Raw genomic sequence first — 1,236 nt, 5'->3', positions numbered from 1 at the left:
GCCGTAGAGGGTGAGCTGGTTGACCTCGCAGCCGAGGCCGACCATCAGCACGCCGCCGAAATTCGGGTGGCGGGCATAGCCGGCAAGCGTGCGGTGCAGCACCATCATGCCGTCGCCGGTGCCGCTCATGCCGCAGCCCTGGCCGTGGACGATCGGCACGAAGCCGTCGATGCCGGGATATTTAGGCAGCAGCGTGCGGTTGGCGGTGTCGGCGATGGAATGGCAGACGGTGGCCGAGCAATTGACGCTGGCGACGATGCCGATGAAGTTGCGCGTGCCGGCGCGGCCATCGGCGCGGCGATAGCCCATGAAGGTGCGGGCCCGGTCGGCCTCCGTCGCGTGCTCGGCCTCGCTCGGCGGCACGACCGGCAAGCGGCCGGATTCGAAAACCAGATTGTGCGAATGAACGTGCTCGCCCGCTGCAATATCCTGTGTCGCGCGACCGATCGCCTGGGCGTATTTTACCACGGCCTCGCCGACGGCGATCGGCTGGATCGCCACCTTGTGGCCGGGCTCGATCAGCGCACTGGCGACGGCACCGCCCGGCAGCGCGGTGCCGATCTCGATGCGGCCATTGGCGACGGCGACATTGTCGGCGGGGGACAGGAGAATGCAGTTGGAGGCGTTCACGGGCGGTTTCCTGGGTGATCCTGGGTTGCGCGGACGGATTGACACGCGTCTGTTTAGAGATATTGTCTTTTATCGTGAAAAAACAGTTTTGCGTCAATTGTTTTTTCACTGGGGAGTTCCGCATGTCCTTGGTTGTTCCGGGAAGCAATTTCGCTTCTCAGGGCCATGGGAACGTCATATTGCGCTTCAAACCGGCCGCCGCAAGCGACGGCGTGCAACGGGTCAGGGATGTCGAAGAGCAACAACGTCTACAAGGATGCCTACAACCGCTGCCTGCGGCTGCTCGACGAAACGCGCAGCCTGCCTTCGGAGCCGGAACTGGGCACCTTGCTTGGCGTCAGCCGTACGACCGTCCGCACCATTCTTGCGCGCATGGAAGAGACAGGGCTGATCGCCTGGGACAAGCGCGCCAAGACGGTGCTGCGCGAAGCGCGTCCGGACGATTTTTTCCCCGAAGAAGAGACCGACACGCTGGCCGAGATCATCGAACGGTCGTTCATGCGCAGGCTGCTCGCCGGCGGCGCCGAAGCCGGCATGCAGATCAACGAACTCGAACTGGCGCGTGAGATCGGCGTCGGCACCACCAGCGTGCGCGAGTTCCTGATC

General features: G+C 64.0%; 1 protein-coding gene and 1 pseudogene. One reads left to right on the top strand and one right to left on the bottom strand.

All coding sequences use genetic code 11. The annotated features are described in order from the left end of the window. Positions 1-630, bottom strand: a 630-nt coding sequence (locus tag EN984_RS35170; RefSeq protein WP_164765950.1) for a UxaA family hydrolase, incomplete at its 3' end; no start/stop codon positions are given. Positions 631-858: 228 nt separating this feature from the next. Between EN984_RS35170 and EN984_RS35165 the strand changes: the two are divergent. Further along, positions 859-1,236 (top strand): annotated as a pseudogene (locus tag EN984_RS35165) (GntR family transcriptional regulator); the annotation flags it as partial.

The organism is Mesorhizobium sp. M7A.F.Ca.CA.004.12.1.1 (assembly GCF_003997835.1).
Classification (GTDB): Bacteria; Pseudomonadota; Alphaproteobacteria; order Rhizobiales; family Rhizobiaceae; genus Mesorhizobium.
Note: the sequence above shows the minus strand (reverse complement) of the source record. Positions and strands in the feature narration are given on the sequence as shown.